Origin of the sequence: Marinactinospora thermotolerans DSM 45154 (assembly GCF_900167435.1) — a bacterium.
Lineage (GTDB): Bacteria > Actinomycetota > Actinomycetes > Streptosporangiales > Streptosporangiaceae > Marinactinospora > Marinactinospora thermotolerans.
The window spans coordinates 248,905-275,433 of sequence record NZ_FUWS01000006.1 but is presented as its reverse complement, the minus strand read 5'-3'; the positions used below and the strand labels follow the sequence as shown (position 1 = coordinate 275,433).

Sequence of the window (26,529 nt, the reverse complement as noted above, 5' to 3'; positions counted from 1 at the left end):
CCCACCTGGGGTGACGCAAGGAGAGGTCGGGAAATCCCCGAGGAAACGGTGGTCCGTTACCTCGATTTCCCGCCGGGCAGGAACTCCTGCGCCTTGGCCTTGACCCCTTCCTTGACCACCGACCAGGCGTCGGGATCGCCCTTGGCCAGGGCGGCGGCCACGCTCTCCATCTGTTCCAGGGTGGCGTGCGGCGGGATCGGGGGCACCGCGCCGTCGGTGACGAACTCCACCACGCAGGGGCGGTCGGCGGCGAGCGCGCTCCGCCACGCGCCGGCCACCTCCTCGGGATCCTCGACCCGGATCCCCCGCAGGCCGATGCTCTCGGCGAACGCCGCGTAGGGGAAGTCGGGCAGCCGCTGTGAGGGCAGGAACTGCGGGGCGCCGCCCATCGCCCGCAGCTCCCAGGTCACCTGGTTGAGGTCGCGGTTGTTGAGCACGCCCACGACGATCCGCGGGTCCTCCCACTCGTGGTGGTACAGCCCCATGGTGATCAGCTCGTTGATGCCGTTCATCTGCATCGCCCCGTCACCGACCAGCGCGATCACCGGACGGCCGGGGTGGGCGAACTTCGCCCCCGTGGCGTAGGGCGCGCCCGGCCCCATGGTCGCCAACGTGCCCGACAGCGAGCCGCTCATTCCCGGTCCGAACCGCAGGTGACGGGCGTACCAGTTGGCCGCGGACCCCGAGTCGGCGGTGACGATCGCGTCCTCGGGCAGCAGCGGGGACAGCTCGTGGAACACCCGCTCGGGGTTGATCGGGTCGGCCGTGACGTGGGCGCGCCGCTCCATCACCTGCCACCACCGTCGGACGTTGTCCTCGATCCCCTTCCGCCAGGACCGGTCCTCCTCGCGCTCCAGCAGGGGAAGCAGCGCGCGCAGGGTCGCGGCCGAATCGCCGGGAAGGTTGCACTCGAACGGGTAGCGCATGCCGAGCATGGCGGGGTCCGCGTCGATCTGGACGGCGCGGGCCTGGTCGAAGTCGGGCAGGAACTGGCTGTAGGGGAAGCTGGAGCCGACGACGAGCAGGGTGTCGCAGTCACGCATCATCTCGTAGGAGGGACGGGTGCCCAGCAGGCCGATGGCCCCGGTGACGAACGGCAGATCGTCGGGCAGGACGTCCTTGCCCAGTAGCGCCTTGGCCACCCCGGCGCCCAGCACGTCGGCGACCTCGGTCAGCTCCCGAGCGGCGCCGCGCGCTCCCTGACCGGCCAGGACGGCCACCCTGCGGCCCGCGTTGAGGATCTCCGCGGCGTGCGCGAGCCCGTCGGCGGGCGGGACGACCTCGCCCGAGGACGCGCCGAGGCTGGAGGGGACCATCTTGAACTCGTGGCCGGGAGGCGAGTAGTCCAGGTCCTGGACGTCGGCGGGGATGACGACCGCGGTGACGGTACGCCGGGCCGTGGCGATGCGGATGGCGCGGTCCAGCACGTTGGGGAGCTGTTCGGGGACGGTCACCATCTGTAGGTAGTCGCCGGCCACGTCCTTGAACAGCGACATCAGGTCGACCTCCTGCTGGTAGGAGCCGCCCATCGCGCTGCGCGCGGTCTGGCCGACGATCGCGACCACGGGGACGTGGTCGAGCTTGGCGTCGTAGAGCCCGTTGAGCAGGTGGATGGCGCCCGGCCCGGACGTCGCGACGCAGACGCCGACACGGCCGGAGAACTTCGCGTAACCGGTGGCCTCGAACGCCGCCAGCTCTTCGTGCCGGGCCTGGATGAAGCGGGGGGAGTCGTCGGCGCGCTCCCAGGCGGCGAGCAGTCCGTTGATGCCGTCGCCGGGGTAGCCGAAGACGTGCTCCACCCCCCATTCCCGCAGGCGTTTCAGGACGTGATCGGAGACGAGGTCCGCCATGGTCGTTCCCTTCGTGGAGTGCGCGCGGGTGCCTCCACCCTCGACTTCACGGATGCGGGCTCCCAGGTGCGGGAGCGTCTCACCGGCCGCTACCCGGTCGCCTGTCGGACATTCCCGGCGCGGAAGGCCGGACCGGCGTTGGGACGGCGTGTTCGGCGGGGCGCGAGAGAGAAGGGAAGAGAAGTGCGATCGCCCGTTTACGGAACGTGGTGTGGGAAGGGAGGAGACGTGCGGGGGCGATCTCCGTCGCTCGTCGCCCTCGCCGCTGGAGGAGGAGCGGGCCCTCAGCCCCCCTGGACGTCTCGCCGGACGCCGCTTGAGGGCCCGCTCGCCACACACATGCGAGGGCATATGGTGCGAGAAGCGGTATTGGGTACCGCTCTCACCTGGAGACACTACAGTTTGCATGCGAGCAATTGCAAAGAGTGGCGCCCCGTGTCGGCGGATCGACGGCGATCACGGACGCCGTCGGGCGGCGTTCGCCCTCGCCTCGGCCACGCGGTCGCGGACCGGTCCCCGGACGGCCGGACCGTGCCCCGGCAGCAGCAGGTCCGCCGCCAGACCCTCCAGCTCCTCCAGCGCCCGCACCGTGCCCGGGCCGTCGTGGTTGAACATGGCGGGCAGGCACTGGCCGCCCCGCAACCGCGAGGTGGGGTGCGCGCTCACCAGGGTGTCCCCCGTCACCAGCGCGCCCACCGCCGGCAGGTGATAGGCGCAGTGTCCCGACGTGTGCCCCGGGGTGGGCACCGGGACCGGCCGCCCCGGCAGGTCGAGGGCACCGGCGGAGGGGAAGGCGCGGGCCTGCGGCACCTCGACGTGGGTGAGCCCGCCGGTGCGCACGGCGTGCACCGCCCAGGGCAGCACGCCGGGACGCCAGGCGTTGGCGAGGATCTGGGCCGGGGTGACCTGCTCCAGGTAGGCGCGCCGGGCGTGGGGGACCTCCCGGGCGTCCATGTAGACGGGGACGTCATAACGGGCGAGGAAGCGGGGGATCGAGCCGATGTGGTCGACGTGCGCGTGGGTGACGAGGATCGCCCGCACCGCTTCGGGACGGTGACCGATCGAGCGGATGGACGCCTCGACCGCGTCGGCGTCGCCGGGATATCCGGCGTCGATCAGGGTGAGGTCGGCCCCCTCGACGAGGATGACCCAGTTGGTGTTGCTACCGGTGGCGAAGTGGACGCCTTCGGCCACCTGGACGACGTCGCCTGCTCGCATGCTGCTCCTCGATGGGATGGACGTGGTCACCGGCATCGCGCTCGGGGACCGTGGCAGCAGTCTGACGGTCCTCGGTGTGGGAGGCAGCCGGTTTGCGCGGCCACGCCACTCGCCCGGTACGGTGACGCGCCGCAGTGTCGGAGGCGTCCCCCTCGGGACGGGGAGGGGGCCGGCCTCGCGGGGAGGCCCTTTGCCGCGCGTGTGGTCCGGGAGCGGGCCCGTCCGGCCCGGTGATTCCCGAGGCGGGGCGGATCGGGCAGCCACCCCGGAGGGGGCGGCCGCGCGGCCGGAGCCGGGCGCAGCGTCCCCCGGGGGCCATGGGACCGGCGTTGTCTCCGCATCGCGGCGGACGCGCTCGGAGTCGGACGTCCGTGTCTCCCGGCCGGCCGCGGCGCCCCTCGGCCGTGGGGTGCCGTCCGGCCTCTTCCCGCCGTCCGCGTCTTCTCGTCCACGGACCGTCATCCGGGGACGCGCGCTGCGGCCGGGCGCGGTCCGCCGCCAGAGCCGGCGGGGAAGCGGGGCCGCCCCCGGCCCCCGGTGGTGGGCGGGCGCCCGCCCCGCCGTGGCAGGAGAGGGCGCCCGTGGACCCGGCCGGTTCGGCCGGGGAACCGACCGGCCGGGAGAACAGGTGAACGGCGCTCGGGAGGGGCCGTTCAGCGGCGGGACACGGGCGGCGACGCGCCCGCCACGGCCGCTACCGGGCCGCCGTCTCCTCCCCCGATTCCCCGACGTCGGCCGGGCGGGTCGCGGGGGTGACGACGGGGAAGTCCCGTCGGGCCTTGTCGACCAGGCCGAACAGCGTGGCCAGCAGATGGAGATCACCCTCGTGCCCGACCTCCCCCGCGGCGATCAGCTCGGGCAGGGAGGCGGGGTGGGCGACGATGCGGTTCAGCATCGCCCGGTCCAAGACGAGGGTCAGTCCGGGGCGTGAACCGGGCAGGGGGTTCGCGGCGTCGTGCACCAGGACGCCGTTGGACAGCACGGTGTGGTACTCGGCGTCGTCGCGCAGTCTCCACAGGATGTGGAGGGTGTGCCCGGCGGCGCGCGGACCGTCCAGACGCACGGCCAGCGCCTCGAAGAGCTGCCGGGGCTCCAACGCGGCGAGCAGGTCCCCGCCGGCGGAGCGTCGTGGCGCGTGGGGGCGACCGGTGCGCAGCTCCAGCGCGGCGGTGAGATAGAAGTTGCGCCAGGTCGCGTTCTCGGCGCCGTAACCGAGCTGTTCCAGCGCCGCGGCCTGGAGCTCCCGGGCGCGGGCGTGGTCCGGCTCGGCCTGGACGACGTGGTCGACCACTTCGACCACCCAGCGGTAGTCACCCGCGGCGTAGCTCTCCCACGCCATGTCCACGACGCGGTCGGCACCGCCCATGAACCGCACATAGCGCTGAGCGGCGGCCACGGGCGGGTGCGGCCACAGGTGCGCCGGGTTGCCGTCGAACCAGCCGATGTAGCGCTGGTAGATCGCCTTGACGTTGTGGCTGGTCGAACCGTAGTAACCGCGCGCGTGCCGAGCGCGCTCCAGGCGTGGGGGCAGGGCCAGGTTCTCGGCGATGTCGGGGGCGGTCAGCCCCCGGTTCATCAGCCGCAGCGTCTGGTCGTGCAGGTAGGCATAGAGGTCGCGCTGTTCGCACAGGAACCGCACCACCGCCTCGGCCCCCCAGGTGGGCCAGTGGTGTCCGGCGATGAGCACCTCGGCCCGGTCGCCGAACAGGACGACCGTCTCGGTGAGCGACCGCGCCCACGCCCGCGCGTCCCGTACCGGGGCCCCGCGCAGGGTGCCCAGGTTGTGCTGGGTGTGCGTGGCCGTCTCGGCCACGCACAGCACGGCGAGGTCGGGCAGGAAGAAGTTCAGCTCGGCGGGCGCCTCGGTGTCGGCGGCGAGCTGGAAGACCATCCGCACCCCGTCGACCGTGTGCTCCTGTCCCGTCCGCTCCACGTGCACGGTGGGACGGACCAGGCTGACCCGGCCGGTGGAGGTCGCCAGCCCGAGCCCCACGCCCACCTGCCCGCGCGGACCCGGCTCCAGCGCCGAGCCGTACATGAACACCGCGCGACGGCTCATCACCGTGCCGGCGTGGACGTTCTCGCTGACGGCGTGCTCGGTGAACCCCTCGGGCGCCAGGACCTCGATCTCGCCCGACGCGAACCGCTCGGCGTCGGCCAGGCCGAGCACCCCGCCGAAGTGGTCGACGTGGTTGTGGGTGAACACCACCGCTGTCACCGGCCGGTCGCCGCGGTGCCGGCGATACAGGTCCAGGGCGGCCCGGGAGGTCTCCACGCTGATGAGCGGATCGATCACGATCACGCCGCGCTCGCCCTCGACCAGCGTCATGTTGGACAGGTCGAACCCGCGCACCTGGTAGACGCCGGGGACCACCTCGAACAGGCCCGCCTCGGCGAGCAGGCGCGCCTGCTCCCACAGGCCGGGGTGGACCGAGTCGGGGCGCCGCCCGTCCAGGAATCGGTAGCGGTCGAAGTCCCACACCACGCGCCCCGCCGCGTCCTCGATGCGGCGGCGCGCGGGCCCGGCGACGAACCCCCGCCGGGCCGCGGCCAGGTCGTCGTCGAAACCGTCCGGCGCGGACTCGGCCGCGGCCCGGTTGGCCGCTGCGATGCGCTCGGTCGGAGCGGAGGGGCGGTCCATCGGTCGTCCTCTCTGTCTCGGTGCCGGAGGGTCAACGGGCCCGGCGGACCAGCTCCCGGGCGATCCCGTTGCGCTGGATCTCCGACGTCCCGGTCAGGACGCGGAACATCCGGATCTTGCGGAAGAGGTACTCGACCTCGTTGCCCTGGGTGAGTCCCTCCTTGCCGTGGATCTGCACGGCCTCGTCGAGGATGCGGAAGGCCGTCTCCCCGACGAAGAGCTTGCACATGAACGCCTCGGCGCGCGCGTCCCCGCCCGCGTCGAGGGTGGCCAGCGCCGCGTAGGTCATCGAACGCGCGGCGTAGAACGTGGCCGCCATGTCGGCCAGCTTGTGCTGGATGGCCTGGAGGCCGATCAACGGCTGTCCCCCCGCGACGGTACGGGACAGGGCCCGGTCGCGGGACAGCTCGATGGCGCGTCGCGCGGCCCCCAACGCGGACGGGCAGTGCAGGAGCCGGTTGCGGGTGACCCGGCCCAGGGCGATGCGCATCCCCTCGCCCTCCCGGCCGAGGAGGTTGGCGGCGGGGACGTGGCAGTCCTTCAAGACGATGTCGCTCTCGATGTGCTCGCCCGACATCGGCGTCGCCCCCTCCCGGACCTCGCATCCGGGGCTGTCGAGGTCGACGAGGAAGGCGGAGAAGGCGTCCTCCTCGCCCTCCATCCGGGCCACGACGATCGCGAAGTCGGCGAACGGGCCCGCGGTGCTGAAGACCTTGTGCCCCGTGAGCCGGTAGCCGCCGCCGTCGCGCACCGCGGTGGTGCGCATCGAACGGACGTCGGAGCCCGCGTCGGTCTCGGTCAGCGAGAAACAGCAGGCGCGTTCCCCGCGCACCACGGGCATCAGGTAGGTGGCGAGCTGGTGGTCGGTCGCGTGCCGGAGGATGTCGCCGGCGCGCAGCGGTCCGCCCATGTCCCCGAGGACGCTGTGGCCGAGCACCCGGCCGCTCGCGCCGACCTCCTCCTTGAGGGCGGCCAGCGCGGTCAGGGACAGGCCCCGGCCGCCGTACTCCTCGGGCAGGTGGACGCCGTAGAAGCCGAGCTCGCGGCTGCGCCGCCAGACCGGTTCGAGGTCGGCCCGGGTCAGCCGGGAGGTGTGGGTGATGCCGCGCTCGCGCTCGTAGTCGGCGAGCTCGCCGTCCAGGTAGTCGCGCAGCCGTTCGACCAGCTCGGACAGTGCGGGGTCGGGGTAGGAGGGGCGCAGGGAGAACGTCATCGTGGGGCTCCTGTCCGGTTCAGTTCACTCGTCGCGCGGAGTCCGCCCAGAACGGCTCGCGTACCGCCCTGCGGTCCAGCTTGCCGTTGCGGTTGTGCGGGAGCCGGGACACGAAGTCGACCGACCGGGGCTTCTTGAAGCGGTCGAGGCGTTCGGCGCAGAAGGCGATCAGCTCCTCGGCGGTCGGCTCGTGGCCGGGACGCGGGACGACGACGGCCTTCACCGCCTCGCCCCACATCTCGTCGGGGACCCCGACGACGCAGACCTCCTCGACGGCGGGGTGGTCGTACAGGGCGGCCTCCACCTCGGTGCAGTAGATGTTGAACCCGCCCGAGATGATCATGTCCTTCTTGCGGTCCACGATGAACAGGTAACCGTCCTCGCGCATCCAGGCCAGGTCGCCGGTGTGCACCCAGCCGTCGCGGAAGGTGCGCGCCGTCAGCTCCGGGTCCTTCCAGTAGTGCGTCACGCAGTCGGGACCGCGGACGATGATCTCGCCGACCTCGCGCGGGGCGACCTCGCGGCCCTCCTCGTCGACCACGCGGATCTCGGTGTCGTAGGCGGCCCGCCCGCACGAGCGCAGCAGTTCGGGGTCCTCGGCCACCGCCCGGGCCACCTCCTCGCGGCTCAGGCCGGCCACCACGCTGGTCGTCTCGGCCAGGCCGTACCCCTGGGCGACGACCGGACCGAACAGGGCGACGGCGTCGCGGAGGCGCCGCGGCGAGATCGGCGCTCCGCCGATACGCACGCTGGTCAGGCTGGACAGGTCCCGGTCGGCCGCTTCGGGGTGGGCGAGCACCATGTTGAGCATGGCGGGGACCAGGAAGGTCGCGGTGATGCGCTCGCGCTCGACGGTGTCGAGGAACGCCTCGGGGCTCCAGGAGGGCAGGACGTGGGTGGTCGACCCGCCGAACACCCCGCTGAGCAGGTTCATCCCGGTGGCGTGGGTGATCGGCCCGCAGGCGAGGTAGCGGGTGCCCGGTCCCAGGCGCGACTCCTGGCTCATCAGTTGCTTGCGCATGTTGGCGAGCCGGTTGCCGAAGGTCTGGACGGCCGCTTTCAGTTTTCCGGTCGAGCCGGAGGTGAAGTTCAGGACGGCCGGATCATCGTCACCGACCTCGACGGCCACCGTGCCCTCCCGGCCCGCCCGCACCAGGGCCTGGTAGGACAGCTCGCCCGACGCGGGGGCGGGTGCCGCCTCATCGGTGTCGATGCGGACCGGGACGCAGCCCGTGTCCGCCCCGGCGATGGCGGCCAGGGCGATGTCGCGGTGGGCGGTGTCGAAGAGCAGGGCGCGCACGGGGGCGTCGCGCAGGATGTGCTCGATCTCGCCGGGCCCGAGCCGCGCGTTGATCGGGACCCGCAGCAGACCGGCCTTGTAGAGGGCGAACTCGATCTCGACCAGTTCCCCGCGGTTCCAGGCGAGGGCCGCGACCGCGTCCCCCCGGCCGAGTCCGAGGTGGTCGGTGAGGGCGGAGGCGAGGCGATCGGTGGTCGCGTCGAGCTCCCGGTAGGTCCAGGTGCGCGGGCCGCAGACGAGTGCGGGCTCGTCGGGCCAGTACCGCGCGCTGCGGGTGAGGTAACCGCCCAGGTTCATCGACGCCTCCGGAGCCAATTTGCCTGACAAGGTGAATGTTTTCGGACAGTCTGTTCAGTAGCTGTCTAGGTGTCAAGCCTTCCTACACTGGACGGGGCTTGAGGTCGGCCGGAGAAGGTCGCGGCCCCGCACGGCGACGAGAGGTGACGATGGCGGAGGACAGGCGCACCCGGCGCACGCGGCGGGCGCTGCGCGAGGCCCTGGTGGCGTTGGTGCTGGAACGCGGGTTCGGCGCCCTGACGGTCGAGGACATCGCCGAGCGCGCCGACGTGGCGCGCGCCACCTTCTACAGCCACTTCCAGGGCAAGGACGACCTGTTCGCCCGGGTCACCTCCGACCTCCTGGCCGACCTGGACGAGCGGATGCGGCCGGCCGTCACCGAGAGCACGGTCGGCTTCACCGGGCGGCCGCTGCTGGAGCTGCTGCGCCACGCGCGCGACGAGCGGGACCTCTACCGGATCGTGCTCCAGGGGGAGGGGGACGGGCGGCCGCTGCGGATGTTCATCGACTCGTGCGCGAGGGTCACCGCCATGGAGTTCCGGGTGCGCGCCGAGCGCAACGGCGTCACCCCGCGCATCGATCCGGACCTGCTGGCCCGGGTGTGGGTCGGCGAGCAGGTCGCCGTCCTCCAGTGGTGGGTCGCCCACGAGACCCCGCCGATGCCGGCCGAGGAGGTGGTGCGCATGCTGCTCGACCTCGCCCTGCGCGGCCGTTACTGGGCCAGCGGATTCGACGTCCCCGGCTGAGCGCGCACCGCGTTCGACGGTCACGGGTCCGGCCGGTCCCGCCCCTGGTGGGACGGCCGGACCCTTTCTGCTGCTCCGACGTCCCCGTTTCCACCTCTTGAGCCCTGAGTGTGATCTAGCTTATATTGCGTGCGTCACGTCAGCTAATGGACAGAGTGTCTGGTTTCTTCGGATGGGATCGGCTCTCGGTCCGGTGAGGAGCGGTCCGTGGACGCATCGACGCCGGTTTCCGGTGGAACCGAACTTCTGGCCCGGCTCGACCGCCTTCCCCTGTCCCGTCCCCATCGCCGGCTGATGCTCCAGGGCGGGATGGGCTACATGTTCGAGTCCTACGACGGGGTGCTCCTCGGTTACGCGGCCTCGGCGGTCGTGGCCCTGTGGGCCCTGGACTCGGCGACGTCCGGATGGGTCCTGGCGTCGGTGTTCGTCGGCTTCCTCATCGGCGCGCTGATCGCCGGCGCCCTCGCCGACCGCATCGGACGCCGCAGGGTCCTGATGTACGCCCTCCTCGTCTACGTGGTGTTCACGCTGCTCGCGGCGACCGCGTCAGGACCGGGGGAACTCATCCTGTGGCGGATCCTCAGCGGTATCGGGATCGGCGCCGAGGCGACGGTGATCGTGCCCTACGTGTCGGAGCTGCTGCCCAGCCGGGAGCGGGGGCGCGGCATCGGCCGGACCATGATGTTCCTGGGCGTGGGACACGTCCTGGCCGGCCTGACCGCCGTCACCGTCATCAGTCCCGCCCCCGAGACCGGGTGGCGGATCGCGTGCCTGTTCGGCGCCGCGCCGGTGCTCCTCCTGCTGTGGTGGCGCCGCTCGATGGTCGAGTCGCCGCGCTTCCTCATCGCCCAGGGGCGCCTCGACGAGGCGCGCGAGATCGTCGAGGAATTCGAGCGGGAGGCCGAGCGGGCGGGGGCCGTGGTCGAGCCCGTCGCGGCGGCCGGCGTGACGGCCCGCGACTCGGGGGCCGCGACGGTCGAGCGGACCTCGGCCCTGCGCCGGTTGGCCGCTCTGTGGGGGCCGGGGATGGCGCGGCGCAGCACCGTGGTGTGCCTGCTGTGGTTCGCCTTTCAGGCCGCCCAGTACGGTTACGGGACCTGGCTGCCCACGCTGCTCGTCCTTCAGGGGTTCGCCATCTCCACGAGCTTCGCGTTCACCCTGGCCGGGGCCGTCGCCGAGATCCCCGGCTACTACCTGGCGGCCGTCATCAGCGAGCGCATCGACCGCAAGTGGACCATCGTGCTGTTCCTGCTCGGCGGCGTCGGCTGCGCGGCGGGGCTCGTCGTCGCCGACAGCGTCGTGACGGTCTTCTGCTGCACGGTCGGGCTCTCGTTCTTCATGAACGGCACCGCCTCACCGCTCTACGCCTACACCTCCGAGATCTACCCGACGTCCCTGCGCATCACCGGCATGGGGGTCGCCAGCGCCACCGCCCGGGTCGGCAGCATCCTGGCGCCGGTCACGATCGGCTACCTCTACGCCGACCTCGGGTTCGGTGGCGTGTTCACGATGCTGTGCGGTCTGCTCCTGGGCGGCGCCCTCATCCTGGCGGCCTTCGGCCTGCGCACCGCGGGGCGCAGTCTGGAGGAGATGCACGATCCGGTGGCCGCGCCGGGCCGGACGGAGGGGGTGGCCTGACGGGACGGTCGCCCGAGGTGGGTCGGCCCGGAGCACGGGACCTCGCCCCGGCGGCGGGCGCCGGCACGGCGTCCGCCCGAGACCGTGGCCGAACCGGGGAGCGCGGTCGGACCACCCGGGGAGACGGTGGGGCGTCCCGGTCCACCGCGTACGTCGTGATCTCGGCGGAACGGGGCCGGTCCGGCCTGATCCCCCGCCGACCGTGCGCGGCGGACGACGGTTCCCGCGGTGGCCGAGGGGGACGGAGCCGCGCGGCGTCCGGTAGACCGGCACGCCCCGTGGGCGTACCCCTGTGGCCGGTTTGCCGCCGCCCGGGAGAGGCGGGGGAGCGGCGCGGCCGGCCGCCGGGACCGGTTTTGGGGAGGAGCGGAGCGGCGCAACACCGTGTGCCGGGTAGTGAGCGAAGGAACAGACGGTGCGGTGTGGAAACAGCAGCGCTGTGGATTCTGCAGTGTAAATTGGTCTCGGTCCGACCCGGATCCGGCTACCGCCGGTGCGCTCCCGGAGTCGGCGTCGAACAACAACAGGAGGGGATCCCATGAGGATCGGCATCATCGGGGCGACCGGAAACGCCGGACGCGCCCTCGTCGCCGAGGCCGTCAAGCGCGGCCACGAGACGACGGCCATCGTGCGCGACGCGGCCAAGGCGGGCACGACGCTCGGCACCGACGTCCCCGTCCTCGAACGTGACGCGTTCGACCTCACCGGCGCGGACCTGGGCGCCTTCGACGTCGTGGTCAACGCCTTCGGCACCGCGCCCGACCTGGCGCACCTGCACGTCGATCTGGCGCGCGCCCTTGTCGAACGCGTCCGGGGACAGGCCGGCCCGCGACTGGTCTTCATCCTCGGCGCAGGCAGCCTGCGCACCGGCGAGGACGGCCACCTGTTCGTCGAGGACCTCCGCACCACCCCCGGCGCCGAGGCGTGGATCGCGATCCCGGAGAACCAGCTCAAGGAACTCGACTACCTGCGCACGGTCACCGACGTCGACTGGGTCGGCGTCTCCCCCTCCGCGCTGTTCGCCCCCGGCGAGGCCACCGAGGTCGTCCTGGGCTCCGACGAGCTGCTGGTCGCCTCCGACGGCACGTCCCACACCAGCACCGGCACCATGGCCGTGGCCATCCTCGACGAGATCGAGCGTCCCGCCCACCGGCGGACGCGCTTCACCGTCGGCGACCGCTGAGCCGGATCGCGGGGCGGCATCCCGGACATGACCAGGTCCGGCCGAGCCGGCCATGGCGGCCGGCTCGGCGTCCTCGCGGGAACCAGGGCCGTCCAGCCCCATACCGGGTCCGGTCCCGCGATCCCGGGAACAGAGGGCATCCGCCGCAGGCTCACGGCGGTGACGGCACCGGCGGGGAGTTCGCGCCCGTCCCGCTCAGCGGGTCAGCCGGGCTGGCCTTCGTAGATGGTGATCCGGTATCCGTCGGGGTCCTCGAAGATGAACTCCCGGCCGCACGAACCGTCGCACAGCGGCTTGACGATCCGGACCCCTTCGGCCCGCAGCCGCTCCGCGAGCTTGTCGGGGTCCTCCGCCTTGATCCACACGACGATTCCCCAGCCGAGCCGCTCCACCGAGTCCAGGTCGTCGGTGGCCTGCCGCAGGGCGATGCGGATGGGCTCGGCCCCCAGCACGGCCGCGTTGGGCACCTTCGACGGAACGGTTACGAAACCGACGAGCTCGGTGTAGAAGCGCGTCGAACGCTCCAGGTCCCGGACCTGGAGGGTGAGGAAGTCCGGCCCGACGACATTGGTGTTCTCACTCATGGGTGCTCCTTGACGGGTTCCTGCGGCTTCGTCATCTCGGCCGGGGTGGCCGCGCGCCGTGTCCCCTCACTATCTCCGCGGTGTTCCATGGGCACATCCCGGCTTCTCGCCATCTGGGTCCTGGCCGAGGGACCCGTCGGTGCGGGAAGGATGTCCGTTCCCTCCCCCATCGTGAAATCCCGAGAACGCGGGACGTCCCGCGCCTCCTCGCCGAAGAGACTGCACAGAGCGTCATGAGGTGCGGGAGACACGGAGAGGAACAGGGATGAAGGGTTTTCGGCAGCGGCTCGACACCGTGGTCATCGGAGCGGGAGTGCTGGGCCTTGCGACCACGGACGCTCTGCGGCGCCGCGGGGTGGACGTGGTGTGCTTCGACGGGCGCACGCCGGGACAGGGCCAGTCCGGTGGGCGGACACGGTCGTTCCGCCATCGCCACGATGATCCCCGCCTGGTGCGGATGGCGGCCGACTCGCTCGCCCTGTGGCGCCGGTGGGAGGAGCGCAGCGGCCGGGTCCTCATCGGCCCCGAGGGGACCGCGTACGCGGGGATGTCCGAGGCGGACGCCGAGGGGCTGCGCATCCACGACGTCCGCCACGAGTGGGTGGAACCGGAGAAGGTCACGACCGTCTTCGGCCCGCTCGCCCCGGTGTCCGGCCCATTGCTGGTGGACCCCACCTCCGGAGCGATCCGGACCCGCTCCACCATCAAGGCGCTCCAGGGCTGGGTCGGCGATCGGATCAGGCGGCAGGACGTCCACGGCGTGACCATCCCCGATGACGGGGAGGGCGTGGAACTGCACACCGAGGACGCCATCTACCGGGCCCGCCACGTCGTGATCTGCGCGGGCACGGAGACCCCTCGCCTCGCTGCGGGGGTCGGCCTGGAGATCCCCCTCGACCAGGCGTTGCACACCCGGCCCCACTACCGCGTGCGGGAGGGCTACCAGGCAACCCCGATCCCGTGCTGGGTCGACCGCAGCGGCGAGTTCGGCGAGACCGTCTACGGCTCCCTTATCGGAGGCACCGATGAGTTCGTGGTGGGGCTGATCGGCCAGGGGGTCGACGTCGACATGAACGACGGGCTCCCCCCGGGGACGGAGATGGAGTCCCACGTGCGCCGGCTCACCGAGTACGTCGAGAGGGCCATGCCCGGCCTGGTCCCCGAGCCCGTGGGCATCAGGGTGTGCGTCATGACCAAACTCCCCGGAGGGAGCGACGCGTTCGGCGTCTGGAACGTTCCAGGTGTCACGGCGACGACCGGACACAACCTCTTCAAGATGGCGCCCCTCCTCGGTGAGCTGCTCGCCGACAGCGCGCTGAACGGCCGGCCCTCGGACGAGCTGAGGGACATCACCGCGTCCGCCCTGGTGGCGGGATGACGGAGCGGAAACGGGAGAACGCGCCGTGGGGGCGCGGAGAGATCCTGGTGACCGGGGCCACCGGAACGGTGGGCCGGTCACTCGTGACGGAGCTGGTCGGGGCAGGGCTGGAGCCTCGCCTCCTCGTCCGGCCGCGGACCCGCTCCGTGGTCCCCTCAGGTGGGACGGTGGTGCGGGCGGACCTGGACGACCGGGAGGCCGTGCGGCGCGCGTTCGAGGGAGTGCGCGCGCTGTTCCTGCTCACCCCCCTGCGGCCGAGGCAGGACCTCGCGCAGATCGCCCTTCTCAGGACGGCGGTCGAATCGGGGGTGGAACACGTCGTCAAGGTGTCGGCGTTCGGCGCGGACCCGGACTCACCGGTGACCGTCCACCGCGAACACGCCGCCTCCGACGCCGAGCTGTCCGCTTCGGGCCTGTCCCACGCGATCCTGCGCCCCAACACGTTCATGCAGAACATCCTGCAGTGGCGGGCCGGGATCGCCGGTAGGGGCAGGATCGAGCTGCCGATGGGGGACGCCCGGGTGAGCATGATCGACGCCCGTGACATCGCCCTGGCGGCCTACCACGCCCTGCTCGACCCCCGGCGCGGTGCCGGTATCCACGAACTGACCGGACCGGTCGCGTTGGGCTATGACGAGATCGCCGCGTCCGTCGCCGAAGTCATCGGGTCCGACGTCCGCTACGTGGAGGTCACCCCCGAGGAGACGGCGGCGAACATGCGCGCCCGGGGCGTGCCCGATTGGGCGGTGCAAGCGCGTCTGGAGCTGTACGGCAGCATCCGCGCCGGTGAGGCGGAGGAGGTCACCTCCGGGGTCCTGCGCCTCACCGGCCGCGAACCAGGAGGGCTGCCCCGCTTCCTCAAGGAGGTCGCCCACCTCCTCGGCCGGCCGTGAGGGCCCTGTGCGACGGGCGGCTCCGTGCCGCCGACGAGAAGAAAGCGGGTGATGGGACATGAGGATCTTCGCGGTCGGTGCCACGGGAGTGCTCGGAAGAGAGCTGGTCCCCCTTCTGACCTCCCAGGGCCATGAGGTCACCGTGATGGCGCCGGACCGCTTGGAGCGGCTGCCGGACGGCGTCACCCCCCTCCGCGGCGACCTGCTCGACCCGGACCTGGACCTGTCCTCGGCGTTGACCGGCCACGACACGGTGGTCAACCTCGCCACCAGCATGCCGAGGAGTCCCACCGCCCCCGGAGCCTGGGAGACCAACAGCCGGGTGCGGACCGAGGGGACCCGCCGTCTCGCGGAGGCGGTGCTCCGGGCCGGGGTGACGCGCGTGGTCCAGATGAGCATCACCATGGCCTTCGGAGACGGTGGTGATACCTGGCTGGACGAGAAAACCCCCTTCGACCCCACGCCCCGCAGGGAGGCGATCGTGGGACCGGTCGCGGAGCTGGAGGCGACGATCACGGCGCTACCCCTCGGCGAGGTGTCCTGGACCGTGCTGCGCGGCGCCCGGTTCGTCGGGCCGGGCACCCTGCAGGACACCCACATGGACCAACTGGCGCGTGGGGAGCTCCGTCTTCCTGGGGACGGGCGCGCGTTCCTCTCCATGGTGCACGTCGCCGACTTCGCCGACGCCGTGGTCGCCTCGCTGGGACGGCCGGCCGCGGGGCGGATCCTCAACGTGGCAGCGGAGCCCGTGCGCGCGGCGGAGTACTACGCCGCGCTGGCCGCGTCGGTCGGGGCCGCACCTCCCGTGTGGGACCCCTCCACGCCGTCCGAACCCCCGTCCCAGCGTGTGGACAGCCGGGCCGTGCGGGCTCTCCTCGGCTGGCGGCCGAGACGGGGGCTCCTGCCCGCCGGCTGACGGGACGCTCCGCCCGGGCGGGGCGTGCCGGGGCGTCGGCCCGGCACGCCCCCACGCGCTCAGGGGAGTCGGATGGACTGGGCGTGCCGGAAGACGTCATCGGGGTCCCAGTTCTGCTTGACCTGCTGGAGGCGCGCGTAGTTCTCCTTGTAGTAGAGGTCGTGCCACGCGACGCCGGAAGTGTTCAGCCCCCCGTCCGACAGATCGATGTCGCAGTAGTTGATGAAACAGCCGTCGGTGTTCTCGTTGGGGACGGGGACACCACCGGTGTCGGCGTAGACGGCGCGGTAGAAGTCCTGGTGCCAGCCGAGGTGGAGGTCGTCGTCGGCGGAGCTCTGCCAGGCCGTCCCCCACAGGAGGAGCATCACCGAGTCGCGGTGGGCGTGTGCGGTGTCGCCGGGGGCGAGCGTGTTGATCCGGCCGCCGTAGGAGGCGATGGACACGACGAAGGGCGGCTGCGCGTAGTCGGTCGCGGTGAGCTTCTCGTAGAAGGCCGAGATCTGCGCGTCGGTGAAACCACGACGGTGGAAGCTCGACTTGTACTTGTAGCGGTCGGTCGGGTTGCTCATCCACATGCCCGGCCACCCCGAGGCGTGCAGCCAGGGCATCCTGCGGTGGTCGGTCACCGTCGCCTGGACGCCCACCCCCGCGTTGACCGCGGCGAGGAACGCGTTGAGCAGCGCCTCGGCGTCGGGTTTGCCGGCGTCCATCTGCACCACCAGGTGGAAGGCGCCGGACCCCACGGTCGTGAGCTCCAGCCGGGAGAACAGGCCGGTGTAGGGGCTCCCGGTCGCGCTGTTGTCCTCCAGCCAGCTCCCGTAGTTGCGGAGGAGCCTGGTGAAGCCGGCCTGTGTCATGTCCTTCCACGCCCATTGGGAGCGGTGGACCCAGACCTCCCGCGGTGGGGCGGGCAACGCGGTCTTGGGGGTGGAACCGCCCTGGGGGGAGCGGAACCAGTACCGGGTGACGATTCCGAAGCTTCCCCCGCCCGCTCCGGTGTGCGCCCACCACAGGTCGCGGTTGGGGTCGCCCTGCTCCCGGGTGGCCGTGACGGCCCGGACGCCGTTCTCGTCGGCGACCACGACCTCCACCGCGTACAGATGGTCGCTGATCAGGCCGTGTTCCCTGCTGAGTCCCCCGTAACCGGCGCCGAGCACGTGGCCGCCGGCGCACACGGTGTAGCAGGATCCGCCGGGAAGCGTGATCCCCCACCGCTTGAACAGCGTGTAGTAGACGTCGCCGAGTGGGGCGCCGGCCTCCACACTGATCGCGGACTTCGCGGAGTCCCAGTCGATGGCCGTCATCTGCGACATGTCGATGATGACCTGGACGTCGGGCCGGTCGACGAAGTTCTCGTAGCAGTGCCCTCCGCTGCGCACGGAGATCTTCTTTCCGCTGCTCACGGCCTTCGAGACGGCCGTGACCACCTCTTTGGTGGTGCGGGGGATGTGGACCTGCTCGGGGGTGCTCACCCACCGCTGGTTCTGTCCGCGGGTCAGGGCCGGGTAGCGGGGATCGCTGGGGCCGACGGTGGTGATCGGGGAGGTGCGGCTGTGGTCGGGTGCCGTGGAGGCCGTCGCGAGTCCTGGCGTGACGAGGGCTCCTGAGGCGACCGCGCTTCCGGTCAGCGCCGACCAGGTGAGCAGTCCACGTCGGGAAATACCGTTCATGGGAATGGACGCCTTCTGGTGTGTCGGAATCCGCCCGTCCGTCGCCGGCACGTACGTCCACCGTGGTCCGGTTGCATGGGAGTCATGGGGGCGTCCTCGCGAACCGCGGGCGGATCCAAGGGATGGTGGAGCCCCAAGAGTCGCGGAAGTCAGGAGACGGCCGAATCGCGTATTTATGCGATTTGTCTTATATGTGTGTTTTTGTAACTAGGTGATGACACATGGTTGTGGCCCGCGTCCGTGGCGGAGTGTGAATGGCGAGGATGCGCGATGCCGGGGGCTCCTCCCCCGATGAATGCTTTCCCTCAAGGCAGTCGACGGAGAGGAGCGGGTGTTGAGCGAAGAGGGCAAGGTGCGGGCGGTACACGTCGCCCCCGGAGAGGGGCAGAGCGTGTGGGCCTTCAGCGGCGACCGCTACACGTTGAAGGCCGGCACCAAGGACACCCATGGCGGCCTCGGCGTCATGGAGGCGGAGATCCCGCCGGGCAGCGGCCCGCCCCTCCACCTGCACCAGAACGAGGACGAGATGTTCTACCTCCTGGAGGGGACACTCGAAATCACCGACTACGACCGGACGTTCATCGCGGAGAAGGGGTCCTTCCTCCTGCTGCCGCGTGGCTCGATCCACTGCTTCAAGAACATCTCGGACGAACCCGCGCGGATGCTCATGCTCTTCACGCCCAGCGGGTTCGAGGAGTTCTTCATGGAGATCGGCCAGGAGGTGGTGCCGGGTGAGCCGGCCCCGCCGCCGGAGCAGTTCGCCGCCCACGTCGAGAACGCGATGCGCATCGCCGCCGAGAAGTACGGCATCGCGCAGATGTGACGGCGGACGGGCACGGCCGGGGCGTGGCCGCGGGAGGCGCCGGCCGGCCCCGCGCCACCACTTGCCCGCCGCTCAGAGGGGCCCGGACGGAAGACCCGTTCCGGGCTCCTCCGCGTCCGCGGGGCCGGGAGACCCCGTGGCGAACGGGGAGGCCGCCTCCTCGGCCTGGCGGACGATCTCGTCCCAGCTCTTCATCGCGATGTCGATGACGGCCTGGGCCTCCTCCCCCGTGCACCCGTCCCGGGCCTGGATGGACAGCCCCTGGAGAACGGTGAGGGCGAACGAGGCGGTCGAGGCCGCGTCCAGGCCCAGGGGGAGGTCGCCCTCGGCGATGCCCTGCTCGATGCGCTCGCGGATCCTGGCGTGGTCGTTACGGCGGCACTCGGCGAGATAGCCGCCGATGTGCTCGTGGCCGACACCGAGGTTGAGACCGGCCAGCACCACCATGCATCCCCGCGGGTTGCCCGGATCGACGTAGGCCTCGGCGTTCTCCCGGAGCATCGTCTCGATCGCCCGGCGCGTGGGACGCAACTCCAGCGCGCGGCTGGTCGGCGACTCGCTGGCCGAGTTGTACAGCTCCACCGCCGAGCGGAACAGCTCCTCCTTGGAGCCGAACGCGGCGTAGAGGCTCGTGGGGGTGATCCCCATCGCCGAGGTGAGCATGCTCAGCGACGTTCCCTCGTATCCGTGCTCCCAGAAGAGCTCCATCGCGATCTTGAGCGCCGCCGCCGTGTCGAAGCGTCGTGGGCGCCCTCGTCCTCGTTCTGTCATGGTCCTCTGTGAATTCCCTTGACGCTCTTCCATGCTTGATGCTAGCACTTATGTAGCAATCGCTACTGAATTAGATCACGGCTTCCCGAACGCAGTGGAGGACACAAGATGGGTTCGCTTGACGGCAAGGTCGCGCTGGTCACCGGCGGAAGCAGGGGGATCGGGGCGGCCATCGTCGGCCGCCTGGCCGCCGAGGGCGCCGCAGTGGCGTTCACCTACAACGCCTCCCCCGACCGGGCCAAGGAGGTCGTCCGCGGCGTCGAGGAGGCAGGGGGGAAGGCCATCGCCATCCAGGCCGACGCGACCGACCCCCAAGCGGTGACGTCCGCTGTCGACCAGGCCGCCGCGGAACTCGGCGGACTGGACATCCTCGTCAACAACGCCGGGATCTTCCCCTATGGGAGCATCGAGGAGCTGACCCTCGACGACTACGAGAACACCATGGCGATCCACGTTCGCGCGGTGTTCGTCGCGGTGAAGGCGGCCGTCCGGCACATGGGCGAGGGAGGCCGCATCATCAGCATCGGCAGCAGCCTGGTCGAGCGGGTCCCCGGCCCCGGCATCAGCCTGTACTCCATGAGCAAGTCCTCGCTGGTCGGCTTCACCAAGGGGCTCGCCCGTGACCTGGGGCCGCGCGGGATCACCGCGACCGTCGTCCACCCGGGCTCCACGGACACCGAGATGAACCCGGCCGACAGCGAGGAGGCCGAGGCGGAGCGCGCGGTGACCGCTCTGGGACGCTACGGCACCACCGCCGACATCGCCGCCACCGTCGCGCACCTCGCCGGGCCCGCCGGCGCCTACATCACCGGGACCTCCATCACCGTGGACGGAGGTGTCACCGCATGACAACAGGCGCAGGGGAGGGCGGGGACTCCGGTCGCGCTCGCGCGCGCTCCGGGGCCCTGGCCTGGGGCATCCTCTTCCTCGCCGCACTGCTGGAGATCGTGTGGGCGGTCGCGCTCAAGGAGGCCGGCGGCCTGGACAATCCAGTCTGGACGGTGGTCGGGGTCGCGGTGGCGATGATCAGCCTGGGGATGCTCTCCTACGCGCTGCGGGATCTGCCCGTCGGCACGGCGTACGCGGTGTGGGTGGGGATCGGGGCGCTTGGCGTCGCGGTGGCCGGCATGGTGCTCTTCGCCGAGCCGGTCACCTGGCCTCGGGTGCTCTTCCTCGTCCTGATCCTCGCCGGCGTGATCGGGCTCAACCTGTCTGAGAAGTCCGCTCGCTCCGAGGACGAGCGGGACACGCGCCACGTTTCACGGGTCTAGGGGGCTTTCTATGGCGTGGGGCATTCTCATCGTGGCGGGCCTGCTCGAGATCGTCTGGTCGCTGGCCCTGAAGAAGGCGGAAGGACTGACCCGTCCGTTCTGGGCGGTGTTCGGGGTCGCGGTGGCGATGATCAGTCTCGGGATGCTCTCCTACGCGCTGCGGGATCTGCCCGTCGGCACGGCGTACGCGGTGTGGGTGGGGATCGGGGCGGTGGGGGTCGCGGTGGTCGGCATGCTCTTCCTCAGGGAACCGGTGTCTCGGATCCGGCTGCTCAGTCTCGGGGCGATCATCATCGGTGCCGCGGGTCTCAACCTCGTGGGGGGATGACCCGACGGGTCACGGTGACCCTCTTTCCAGCTTCTTGGCCTTCTGTGCAGGCGTCGTTCAGGTAAATCGGAGCGGCGCCTGTTTTCGTGCCGGGAGATCCGTCAGTGATGCTGAAAATCGAGGATATATGCCATGGCAGTTTCCGGCCAAGGACAATCTGTGACGAATGGCATCGAAAAGGAAGTGGTGGGATAGACTCTGAGTCGCGTGTCCGGAAGGCTGGGGGCTAGGTGGTATCGATAATGCCTTCCATTTGACGGTTGTATTCCTCGGCGTCTGCTGGATCTGTCGGTCGTTTCTTTTGTGTGCGTTGGCCTGTCGTAATTCATCTCGAATGAGGGTTCGATGACGTTCACTGGTAAAATACGGCCGGTAGGTGGCCGGGGGGAGATCCATCTGATTCGACGAAGTGTGGAGAATCTGATGGATGGTCAAGGAGAATTCCTCATTATCGAGGGACGGTCCGGCCCGGAGAAGTTCCGCCTCCTGGACGAGGCCGAGGCCTACGCCCGCCTGCTCGGAGTGGCCGTCATACGGGGCCGGGCCGGTGAGCCCCTCCGGATGGAAGCGGAGGTGGCGGACAGCGTCCCTTTTGACGGTGAACGGCGATCGACTCCCGCCCCCAAGGAGGGACGGATCGCCGGAGGGACCGACCGCCGGTCGCGGCACCACGACGAACCGGTGGTCGTCATGATCGCGGACGTGGAGGACGTCACCGCGCTCATCGGTCCTCTCAGCGCCCGCGAGATGAAACGCCGGCCCGTCCTGTGGATCCTCGCCCTGCGATCGGGGAACATGGGCGACGCCGTGGGGGAGGGGGTCCGCAGGCTGTTCCGGCGCGAGGCGCGTTTTGTCCGCGTCTCCTCCTTCGGCGACACCGGAGGGCGGGAGCGGCTCACCGCGCGCCTCGCTCCCGAGCCCGCCCACCAGGCCGGACCGGACAGGACGGCACGCGGGGTCGCCGATCGGACCCTCCCAAGAGACGAGAAGGCGAGGACATCCCCACGGCCGGAGGGCCCCGTCTCCCTCCAGGAGCTCTCGGGCCGGGCTCGCTGGCTGCTGCACGCGGCTGCGATGCTGGACCAGCCGTTCCACGTCACCGAGATCGCGGAGATGCTGGCCACCTCGCCCCTGGAGGTACTGCCCTTCCTGCACGAGGCGGTCCGAGCCGACGTCCTCGTGGACGAGGGAGCGGAGTTCTTCTTCGCCGACGACCTGTTCCGCCGGGCCCTGAACCGGTCCCTGTCGGGAGGCGTGCGCCAGGTCCTCCAGGACGCGGCGGGGCGTACCACCTCCCGGACGGCGGACGAGCACGGTGACGAGCGGTCCATCGTCCTGCTGTCGCGGGTGGTCGAGCAGATGAGGACCACCTCCCCCGAGAGCGCCGCGGAACTCACCCTGCACCTGCTGTCGATGCTCGGGCCCGATGACGAGGACCGCCGGCAGCGCATGACCGCCGACGCCATCCGACTGCTCGCGATCTCCGGCCGAATGGAGGAGGCGCGGGCGCTGGGCGAGGCGACCCTGGTACGGATGGGGCGCGGTGCCCACACGGGCGAGGTCATGTCCGCCCTGGCCGACCTCTACTACCTGTACGGCCGGGATCGGCAGGCGGTCGACTACGCGGGGAGCATGCTGACCGTTCCCGGGCTTCCCACGGTGGTCAAGGTCCAGCTACAGAGCATCCGCGCGCACGGCCTCCTCGAGGAGCAGACGGGCCTGGACGCCGTCGACGAGGCCAGGGAACTGGCCCGCCAGGCGGTCGACAACGCCGCGGAGATCGCCGACGTCCACTCCCTGGTGTGCGGTTACTCCAGCCGCAGCCGGGCCGCCCTGGAGAAGGGGGAGGTGGAGGCGGCCATCCGCTTCGGCAAGGAATCGGTGCGGATCGCGGACCGGTCGGGCGGACAGGCGCGTCACCGCCATCCGCGGATCTGGGTCGCGGCGGCGCTGACCGCGGCCGACCGGGTGCGTGAGGCCCGGCAGGTGCTGATCGCCGATCAGGAGGAGATCGACAGGTTCGGCACCGGCTGGTCACTTCCCCTGTGGCACCTGCGCCTCGCCGACCTGAACCTGAAGACCGGCCATGTCGACGGCGCCCAGGTCGAGGCCGAGATGGGGTTGCGGGCGGCCAACCGCACCAGCGGCGCCCCGCGTATGGTCCGCCTGCTGACGATGCTCGCCCAGGTCGCCCTGCATCGGGGGGACGAGGCGCAGGCACACGAGCACATCGCCGCCGCCTGGTCGGCGCTCGCCCAGACGAAGCAGCACCCGCCGTACGAGCTGACGTGGGTCGGCGCCCTCTCCAAGGGGAACGGGGACGACCCGCAGGCCGCTCTCGCCGAGGTCGGCGACATCCTGGCCGCGGAGACGGCGCAGATCCGCCTGCTCATCCGGATACCCGACGCGGCGGCCGGCATCGCCCGTTGGGCGCGGAGGGTCGGCGACCCGGGCGTGGCCGAACCGATCATCCGCAGTATGCGCGGCCTGGCCGACCGCAACCCGCAGATCACCCTCTTCCAGGCGGCCGCGCTGCACGCCGAAGGGGTGGCGTCGGCCGATCCCGCGGTCTTGGGGACGGCACTGGAGGCCTACGGTCGCACCAGCCGGCGCATGTCCCGCGCCTCGGTCCTGGAGGACCTGGCGGCTTCGGGGGAGCGCCGCACCTCCTCGAACCGCTCCCCGATCGACCTGCTCGAATCCGCTCTGACCGAGTACGTCGCGCACGGCGCCGAACACGGGGCCCGCCGGGTCCGTGCCGCCCTCGCCCGGCTCCGGAGCGCGGGCGGCCGGCCAGGGCTCGACAGCGCCGGTCTGACGGAGTCCGAGCTCCGGGTGGCCCGGCTGGTCGCGGAAGGACTGACCAACCGTGAGGTCGCGACCAGGCTGCACCTGTCCCCGCACACGGTCGACAGCCACCTCCGGCACAGCTTCAACAAGCTCGGTATCAGCAGCCGGGTCGAGTTGACCCGCTGGGTTCTGGCCAACGACGAGCACGCCCGTTCGCTCCTGCTCACCTCGACCTCCGCCTGACCGCCCACCGCGGCCTGCCCGTCCGGAAGGCCCCGAGCGGGCAGGCCGGGACGGGACGCCACGTCCACCACGACCACGACGGCGCCGCCCCGGGGAGGGGCGGGCACCGGTGATCCGTATTCGGGAATGGGACGGCGGGAGAGCCGGGCCTACTGTTCCAGGCAGTACTCCCGGATCGGGTATCCCACGTGCCGGTCCTCGGTGGGAAGGTGCCCCAGCACCTTGTCCCCCGGCTTCAGCTCGGTGGAGTTGAGCACCCTGTCGCCGGGGCCGAGCACACGCACGTGCCAGTCGTCCTGGAGGATCAGGTTGACCTCCTGCCCGCCGGGGGCGACGGCGTGGACCGAGAGCAGGGGGCGCGTTTCGATCTTCACCCGGCCGACGGTGACCATCCGGGTGCGGCCGGAGGTGTTCACCGCCATCACCGAGGCGCCCGCGCGCAGTTCGCTCAGGTAGTTGGTGCGCCCGTCACGCGAGAGGGTGTAGGAGTGGATCGCCCCGGCGTTGACCCGGAACGGCCGCGTGGGCATGTAGGGGAGCGGGTGGGTCTCGCTGACGCACAGGATCATGCCCTTGGAGGTGGAGCCCACGAGGATCCCCTCGTCCTTGCCGAAATAGGTGCAGGTGTCCACGCAGGCGCGTTCCCCCATCCCGACGTGCTTGACCTCGGTGATCTCCAGCTCCACCAACTCCACGTCGGGGACCTGGGCGGACGCCGTCTCCCGGAGCAGGGTCACGTCGCCGACCGCGCGCGGGGCCATCATGACGCCGTCGGAGCCGTGCTCCAGGACACCGAAGATGATCTCGGCCTCCTGGACGTCCTCGGCCACGGTGATGATCCCGCCCCCGGAGTCGTGGGCCGCGGCCAGCACGATCTCCAGGGGGATCTTCGTGGGGTCGCGGAAGTCGAGGAGGCTGACCTGCTCGGTGCGCGCGGCCTGGCAGGCGTCGTCCAGGCTGGCGGCGTCGACGATCTCGACGTGGACGCCGAACTCGACACCGGGGTTGGCCTCCCGTAGTTCGGCGACGGAGACACCGTCTCGGACGGGGTCGACGATGACCAGGTCCACGTTGGACAGCCCGTCGGGGATCCCCTTGCCCACGCTGTGGTAAACGCGCTTGACGGACGGGGGAAGCAGGCCGAGATCGTCCGGATCATCGGTCACGATGGCCTCAACCCGCTGATGCACCGCCTCCTCGATGACCGCCTTCTTGATGTCCCCCAGGCCACGGATGTCGATCCAGCAGATTTTCATGTTCCGGCTCCTCTCGAGTGCGAAAGAATCGTCGTCCACGTGGGGGCGGGTAAGCATCACGTGTACACGCGAACCGTTTTCCCCGGGGGCGCCGGGTGGTTCGGAGGACGGGTTGTCCCGTCTTCTGCGTAACGAATCCTCGGTTCCGTGAACCGCGCGAATACGGGAAGTCCGCGTGGGTGATCCGGGTGACACTCGAAGCGGCCGGCCGGAATGACCCGGCCGGCCGTGGGCGGGACCGAAGGAGCGAGGAACCCCCCATGAGAACGATTCGCGTCCAGAAATTCGGTGGAACTTCGTTAACGGAGGTGGGGCAGATCCTCCAGGCCGCGCAATTAGTGCGCGAAGCCAGGGAGAAGGGCGCTTCACCCGTCGTCTGCGTTTCCGCGCGTGGTGCGACCACCGATCGGCTTCTCGCGGAGGCGGAGGCGTTCGCCTCACCCAACGCGCGTGAACTCGACCAACTGTTGTCGACGGGGGAGATCGCCTCCGCCGCGTTCATGGCGATGGCCCTACAGGCGTCGGGAGTGCCCGCGGTCTCCCTGACCGGCGGGCAGGCCGGCATCGACGCCGTCCACGTCGGCGGCGAAACCCGCATTTCCGCGATCGAGACACGACGGATTCTGGCGCACCTGGCGGAGGGGACCGTCGTCGTCGTGGCGGGCTTCCAGGGGCATGACGAGGACGGTGACGTCCGCACGCTCGGCCGGGGCGGATCCGACACCACCGCGGTGGCGCTCGCCGTCGCGCTGGGGGCGGGAACATGCGAGATCTACACGGACGTCCACGGCGTCTACACGGCGGACCCCCGTGTGGTGCCCGACGCCCGCGTGCTGCCGGAGGTCCCCCACGAGGTGATGAGCGAGATGTCGATATCCGGCGCCCGCGTCCTCCATTCCCGCGCGGTGGAACTCGCGGCGGTCCACGGCACCACGATCACCGTTGGCGCGCCCGACACCCGCATTCCAGGAACGATCGTCCAAGGGCGGAGTGGGCCCATGCTCGAAAACGCAGGATTCGTGTACGCCGTCACCCACGATCCCAACGTCGCGAAGGTCGGCGTGCGCCTCGACGAGGACGGAGACGGCCTCGGCCGGGTCCTCCTCGACGTGCTCCACGAACGCCTGCTCCCGCTCCACCTCACCGGCTGGGCCGGCGGCCCCTCGACAGGCCTCGACCTCGGCTTCGTCGTGCGCGGGGACCGCGTGGAGGAGGTCGAGGAACTGCTGCGCCGCTCGGCCGGCAGCCATGGTCTCACCTACACGATCGACACCGGTGCCGCGCAGGTCTCGGTCGTGGGGGTCGGCCTGCTGAACCGGCCGGGACTGTCCAGGCGCATCCTGCGCGTCCTGGGAGACCTCGGCATCACCACCGAATGGATGTCGCTCACCCAGTCACGCGCCTCCGTGCTGGTCCCGGCCTCGCGTGTCGACAAGGCGACGGCGGCGCTGCACGAGGCGTTCGGACTGGGCGCGGCCCCGGCCTGACGGCCCCACTCCCCGGAACAACCGAGACCCACC

21 protein-coding genes are annotated in these 26,529 nt (G+C 71.0%); 12 read left to right on the top strand and 9 right to left on the bottom strand.

Annotated elements, in window-relative coordinates; translation table 11 throughout:
* Positions 1-56: 56 nt before the first annotated feature.
* The 5 genes from B5D66_RS12850 to B5D66_RS12830 form a co-directional block, all read right to left on the bottom strand.
* Positions 57-1,850, bottom strand: coding sequence for a thiamine pyrophosphate-requiring protein (locus B5D66_RS12850; protein WP_078761934.1), 1,794 nt, complete (start codon positions 1,848-1,850; stop codon positions 57-59).
* A gap of 456 nt (positions 1,851-2,306) precedes the next feature.
* Positions 2,307-3,068 (bottom strand): MBL fold metallo-hydrolase, encoded by a 762-nt coding sequence (locus B5D66_RS12845; protein WP_078761933.1) that lies wholly within the window; start codon positions 3,066-3,068, stop codon positions 2,307-2,309.
* Between the two features lie 694 nt (positions 3,069-3,762).
* A complete protein-coding gene (locus B5D66_RS12840; RefSeq protein WP_078761932.1) occupies positions 3,763-5,709 on the bottom strand; it encodes an alkyl/aryl-sulfatase in 1,947 nt (648 codons plus the stop codon).
* Between the two features lie 31 nt (positions 5,710-5,740).
* Positions 5,741-6,922, bottom strand: coding sequence for an acyl-CoA dehydrogenase family protein (locus B5D66_RS12835; RefSeq protein WP_078761931.1), 1,182 nt, complete (start codon positions 6,920-6,922; stop codon positions 5,741-5,743).
* A 19-nt stretch (positions 6,923-6,941) separates the two neighbouring features.
* A complete protein-coding gene (locus B5D66_RS12830) occupies positions 6,942-8,549 on the bottom strand; it encodes an acyl-CoA synthetase (protein ID WP_235000961.1) in 1,608 nt (535 codons plus the stop codon).
* Positions 8,550-8,668: 119 nt separating this feature from the next.
* Between B5D66_RS12830 and B5D66_RS12825 the strand changes: the two genes are divergently transcribed.
* The 3 genes from B5D66_RS12825 (at position 8,669) to B5D66_RS12815 (ending at position 12,086) form a co-directional block, all read left to right on the top strand.
* Entirely contained in the window at positions 8,669-9,265 is a 597-nt protein-coding gene (locus tag B5D66_RS12825; protein ID WP_078761929.1) for a TetR/AcrR family transcriptional regulator, read from the top strand.
* 207 nt (positions 9,266-9,472) lie between these two features.
* Positions 9,473-10,903 carry an MFS transporter gene (locus B5D66_RS12820; protein ID WP_078761928.1) on the top strand — a complete coding sequence of 477 codons (1,431 nt, stop codon included), beginning with the start codon at positions 9,473-9,475 and terminating at the stop codon, positions 10,901-10,903.
* A gap of 538 nt (positions 10,904-11,441) precedes the next feature.
* Positions 11,442-12,086, top strand: a complete 645-nt coding sequence (locus tag B5D66_RS12815; RefSeq protein ID WP_078761927.1) for an NAD(P)-dependent oxidoreductase — start codon at positions 11,442-11,444, stop codon at positions 12,084-12,086.
* Positions 12,087-12,289: 203 nt separating this feature from the next.
* Here B5D66_RS12815 and B5D66_RS12810 read toward each other — a convergent pair whose 3' ends face one another.
* Positions 12,290-12,670: a VOC family protein gene (locus tag B5D66_RS12810; protein WP_078761926.1), complete on the bottom strand. Its 381-nt coding sequence runs from the start codon at positions 12,668-12,670 to the stop codon at positions 12,290-12,292.
* A 265-nt stretch (positions 12,671-12,935) separates the two neighbouring features.
* Between B5D66_RS12810 and B5D66_RS12805 the strand changes: the two genes are divergently transcribed.
* From B5D66_RS12805 to B5D66_RS12795, 3 genes are read left to right on the top strand one after another with little or no spacing between them, the layout of a single operon-like run.
* Positions 12,936-14,048, top strand: coding sequence for an NAD(P)/FAD-dependent oxidoreductase (locus B5D66_RS12805; protein WP_078761925.1), 1,113 nt, complete (start codon positions 12,936-12,938; stop codon positions 14,046-14,048).
* Entirely contained in the window at positions 14,045-14,941 is an 897-nt protein-coding gene (locus B5D66_RS12800) for an SDR family oxidoreductase (protein WP_078761924.1), read from the top strand. Before B5D66_RS12805 ends, B5D66_RS12800 begins: the two co-directional genes overlap by 4 nt.
* A gap of 58 nt (positions 14,942-14,999) precedes the next feature.
* Positions 15,000-15,857: an NAD-dependent epimerase/dehydratase family protein gene (locus B5D66_RS12795; protein ID WP_078761923.1), complete on the top strand. Its 858-nt coding sequence runs from the start codon at positions 15,000-15,002 to the stop codon at positions 15,855-15,857.
* Between the two features lie 59 nt (positions 15,858-15,916).
* Here the strand turns inward: B5D66_RS12795 and B5D66_RS12790 are convergent, their stop codons facing one another.
* Positions 15,917-17,527 (bottom strand): FAD-binding oxidoreductase, encoded by a 1,611-nt coding sequence (locus tag B5D66_RS12790; RefSeq protein ID WP_078761922.1) that lies wholly within the window; start codon positions 17,525-17,527, stop codon positions 15,917-15,919.
* Between the two features lie 334 nt (positions 17,528-17,861).
* Between B5D66_RS12790 and B5D66_RS12785 the strand changes: the two genes are divergently transcribed.
* Complete coding sequence (locus B5D66_RS12785; RefSeq protein ID WP_159457261.1) at positions 17,862-18,350, top strand: cupin domain-containing protein; 489 nt, start codon at positions 17,862-17,864, stop codon at positions 18,348-18,350.
* Between the two features lie 72 nt (positions 18,351-18,422).
* Here the strand turns inward: B5D66_RS12785 and B5D66_RS12780 are convergent, their stop codons facing one another.
* Positions 18,423-19,121, bottom strand: coding sequence for a TetR/AcrR family transcriptional regulator (locus tag B5D66_RS12780; RefSeq protein ID WP_078761920.1), 699 nt, complete (start codon positions 19,119-19,121; stop codon positions 18,423-18,425).
* A 108-nt stretch (positions 19,122-19,229) separates the two neighbouring features.
* Between B5D66_RS12780 and B5D66_RS12775 the strand changes: the two genes are divergently transcribed.
* The 4 genes from B5D66_RS12775 (at position 19,230) to B5D66_RS12760 (ending at position 23,753) form a co-directional block, all read left to right on the top strand.
* Positions 19,230-19,970: an SDR family NAD(P)-dependent oxidoreductase gene (locus B5D66_RS12775; protein ID WP_078761919.1), complete on the top strand. Its 741-nt coding sequence runs from the start codon at positions 19,230-19,232 to the stop codon at positions 19,968-19,970.
* The gene (locus B5D66_RS12770) at positions 19,967-20,392 is read left to right on the top strand and encodes a DMT family transporter (protein WP_144390104.1); all 426 of its coding nucleotides are present in this window, start codon (positions 19,967-19,969) and stop codon (positions 20,390-20,392) included. Before B5D66_RS12775 ends, B5D66_RS12770 begins: the two co-directional genes overlap by 4 nt.
* Before the next feature lie 10 nt (positions 20,393-20,402).
* Positions 20,403-20,720: a DMT family transporter gene (locus B5D66_RS12765; protein WP_078761918.1), complete on the top strand. Its 318-nt coding sequence runs from the start codon at positions 20,403-20,405 to the stop codon at positions 20,718-20,720.
* 423 nt (positions 20,721-21,143) lie between these two features.
* Positions 21,144-23,753, top strand: a complete 2,610-nt coding sequence (locus B5D66_RS12760; protein ID WP_078761917.1) for a LuxR family transcriptional regulator — start codon at positions 21,144-21,146, stop codon at positions 23,751-23,753.
* Positions 23,754-23,902: 149 nt separating this feature from the next.
* On the opposite strand, the gene B5D66_RS12755 is transcribed toward B5D66_RS12760, so the two are convergent.
* Entirely contained in the window at positions 23,903-25,009 is a 1,107-nt protein-coding gene (locus B5D66_RS12755; protein WP_078761916.1) for a 3-dehydroquinate synthase II, read from the bottom strand.
* A 260-nt stretch (positions 25,010-25,269) separates the two neighbouring features.
* Between B5D66_RS12755 and B5D66_RS12750 the strand changes: the two genes are divergently transcribed.
* The gene (locus B5D66_RS12750) at positions 25,270-26,496 is read left to right on the top strand and encodes an aspartate kinase (protein ID WP_078761915.1); all 1,227 of its coding nucleotides are present in this window, start codon (positions 25,270-25,272) and stop codon (positions 26,494-26,496) included.
* Positions 26,497-26,529 lie beyond the last annotated feature (33 nt).

What these genes read in the sequence shown, in the direction of transcription:
- B5D66_RS12750 (WP_078761915.1), top strand. Translation starts at nt 25,270, where the DNA reads ATGAGAACGATTCGCGTCCAGAAATTCGGTGGAACTTCGTTAACGGAG.
- B5D66_RS12810 (WP_078761926.1), bottom strand. Translation starts at nt 12,670, where the DNA reads ATGAGTGAGAACACCAATGTCGTCGGGCCGGACTTCCTCACCCTCCAG.
- B5D66_RS12775 (WP_078761919.1), top strand. Translation starts at nt 19,230, where the DNA reads ATGGGTTCGCTTGACGGCAAGGTCGCGCTGGTCACCGGCGGAAGCAGG.
- B5D66_RS12770 (WP_144390104.1), top strand. Translation starts at nt 19,967, where the DNA reads ATGACAACAGGCGCAGGGGAGGGCGGGGACTCCGGTCGCGCTCGCGCG.
- B5D66_RS12755 (WP_078761916.1), bottom strand. Translation starts at nt 25,009, where the DNA reads ATGAAAATCTGCTGGATCGACATCCGTGGCCTGGGGGACATCAAGAAG.
- B5D66_RS12840 (WP_078761932.1), bottom strand. Translation starts at nt 5,709, where the DNA reads ATGGACCGCCCCTCCGCTCCGACCGAGCGCATCGCAGCGGCCAACCGG.
- B5D66_RS12845 (WP_078761933.1), bottom strand. Translation starts at nt 3,068, where the DNA reads ATGCGAGCAGGCGACGTCGTCCAGGTGGCCGAAGGCGTCCACTTCGCC.
- B5D66_RS12780 (WP_078761920.1), bottom strand. Translation starts at nt 19,121, where the DNA reads ATGACAGAACGAGGACGAGGGCGCCCACGACGCTTCGACACGGCGGCG.
- B5D66_RS12790 (WP_078761922.1), bottom strand. Translation starts at nt 17,527, where the DNA reads ATGAACGGTATTTCCCGACGTGGACTGCTCACCTGGTCGGCGCTGACC.
- B5D66_RS12795 (WP_078761923.1), top strand. Translation starts at nt 15,000, where the DNA reads ATGAGGATCTTCGCGGTCGGTGCCACGGGAGTGCTCGGAAGAGAGCTG.
- B5D66_RS12760 (WP_078761917.1), top strand. Translation starts at nt 21,144, where the DNA reads ATGGATGGTCAAGGAGAATTCCTCATTATCGAGGGACGGTCCGGCCCG.
- B5D66_RS12825 (WP_078761929.1), top strand. Translation starts at nt 8,669, where the DNA reads ATGGCGGAGGACAGGCGCACCCGGCGCACGCGGCGGGCGCTGCGCGAG.
- B5D66_RS12850 (WP_078761934.1), bottom strand. Translation starts at nt 1,850, where the DNA reads ATGGCGGACCTCGTCTCCGATCACGTCCTGAAACGCCTGCGGGAATGG.
- B5D66_RS12800 (WP_078761924.1), top strand. Translation starts at nt 14,045, where the DNA reads ATGACGGAGCGGAAACGGGAGAACGCGCCGTGGGGGCGCGGAGAGATC.
- B5D66_RS12765 (WP_078761918.1), top strand. Translation starts at nt 20,403, where the DNA reads ATGGCGTGGGGCATTCTCATCGTGGCGGGCCTGCTCGAGATCGTCTGG.
- B5D66_RS12835 (WP_078761931.1), bottom strand. Translation starts at nt 6,922, where the DNA reads ATGACGTTCTCCCTGCGCCCCTCCTACCCCGACCCCGCACTGTCCGAG.
- B5D66_RS12815 (WP_078761927.1), top strand. Translation starts at nt 11,442, where the DNA reads ATGAGGATCGGCATCATCGGGGCGACCGGAAACGCCGGACGCGCCCTC.
- B5D66_RS12805 (WP_078761925.1), top strand. Translation starts at nt 12,936, where the DNA reads ATGAAGGGTTTTCGGCAGCGGCTCGACACCGTGGTCATCGGAGCGGGA.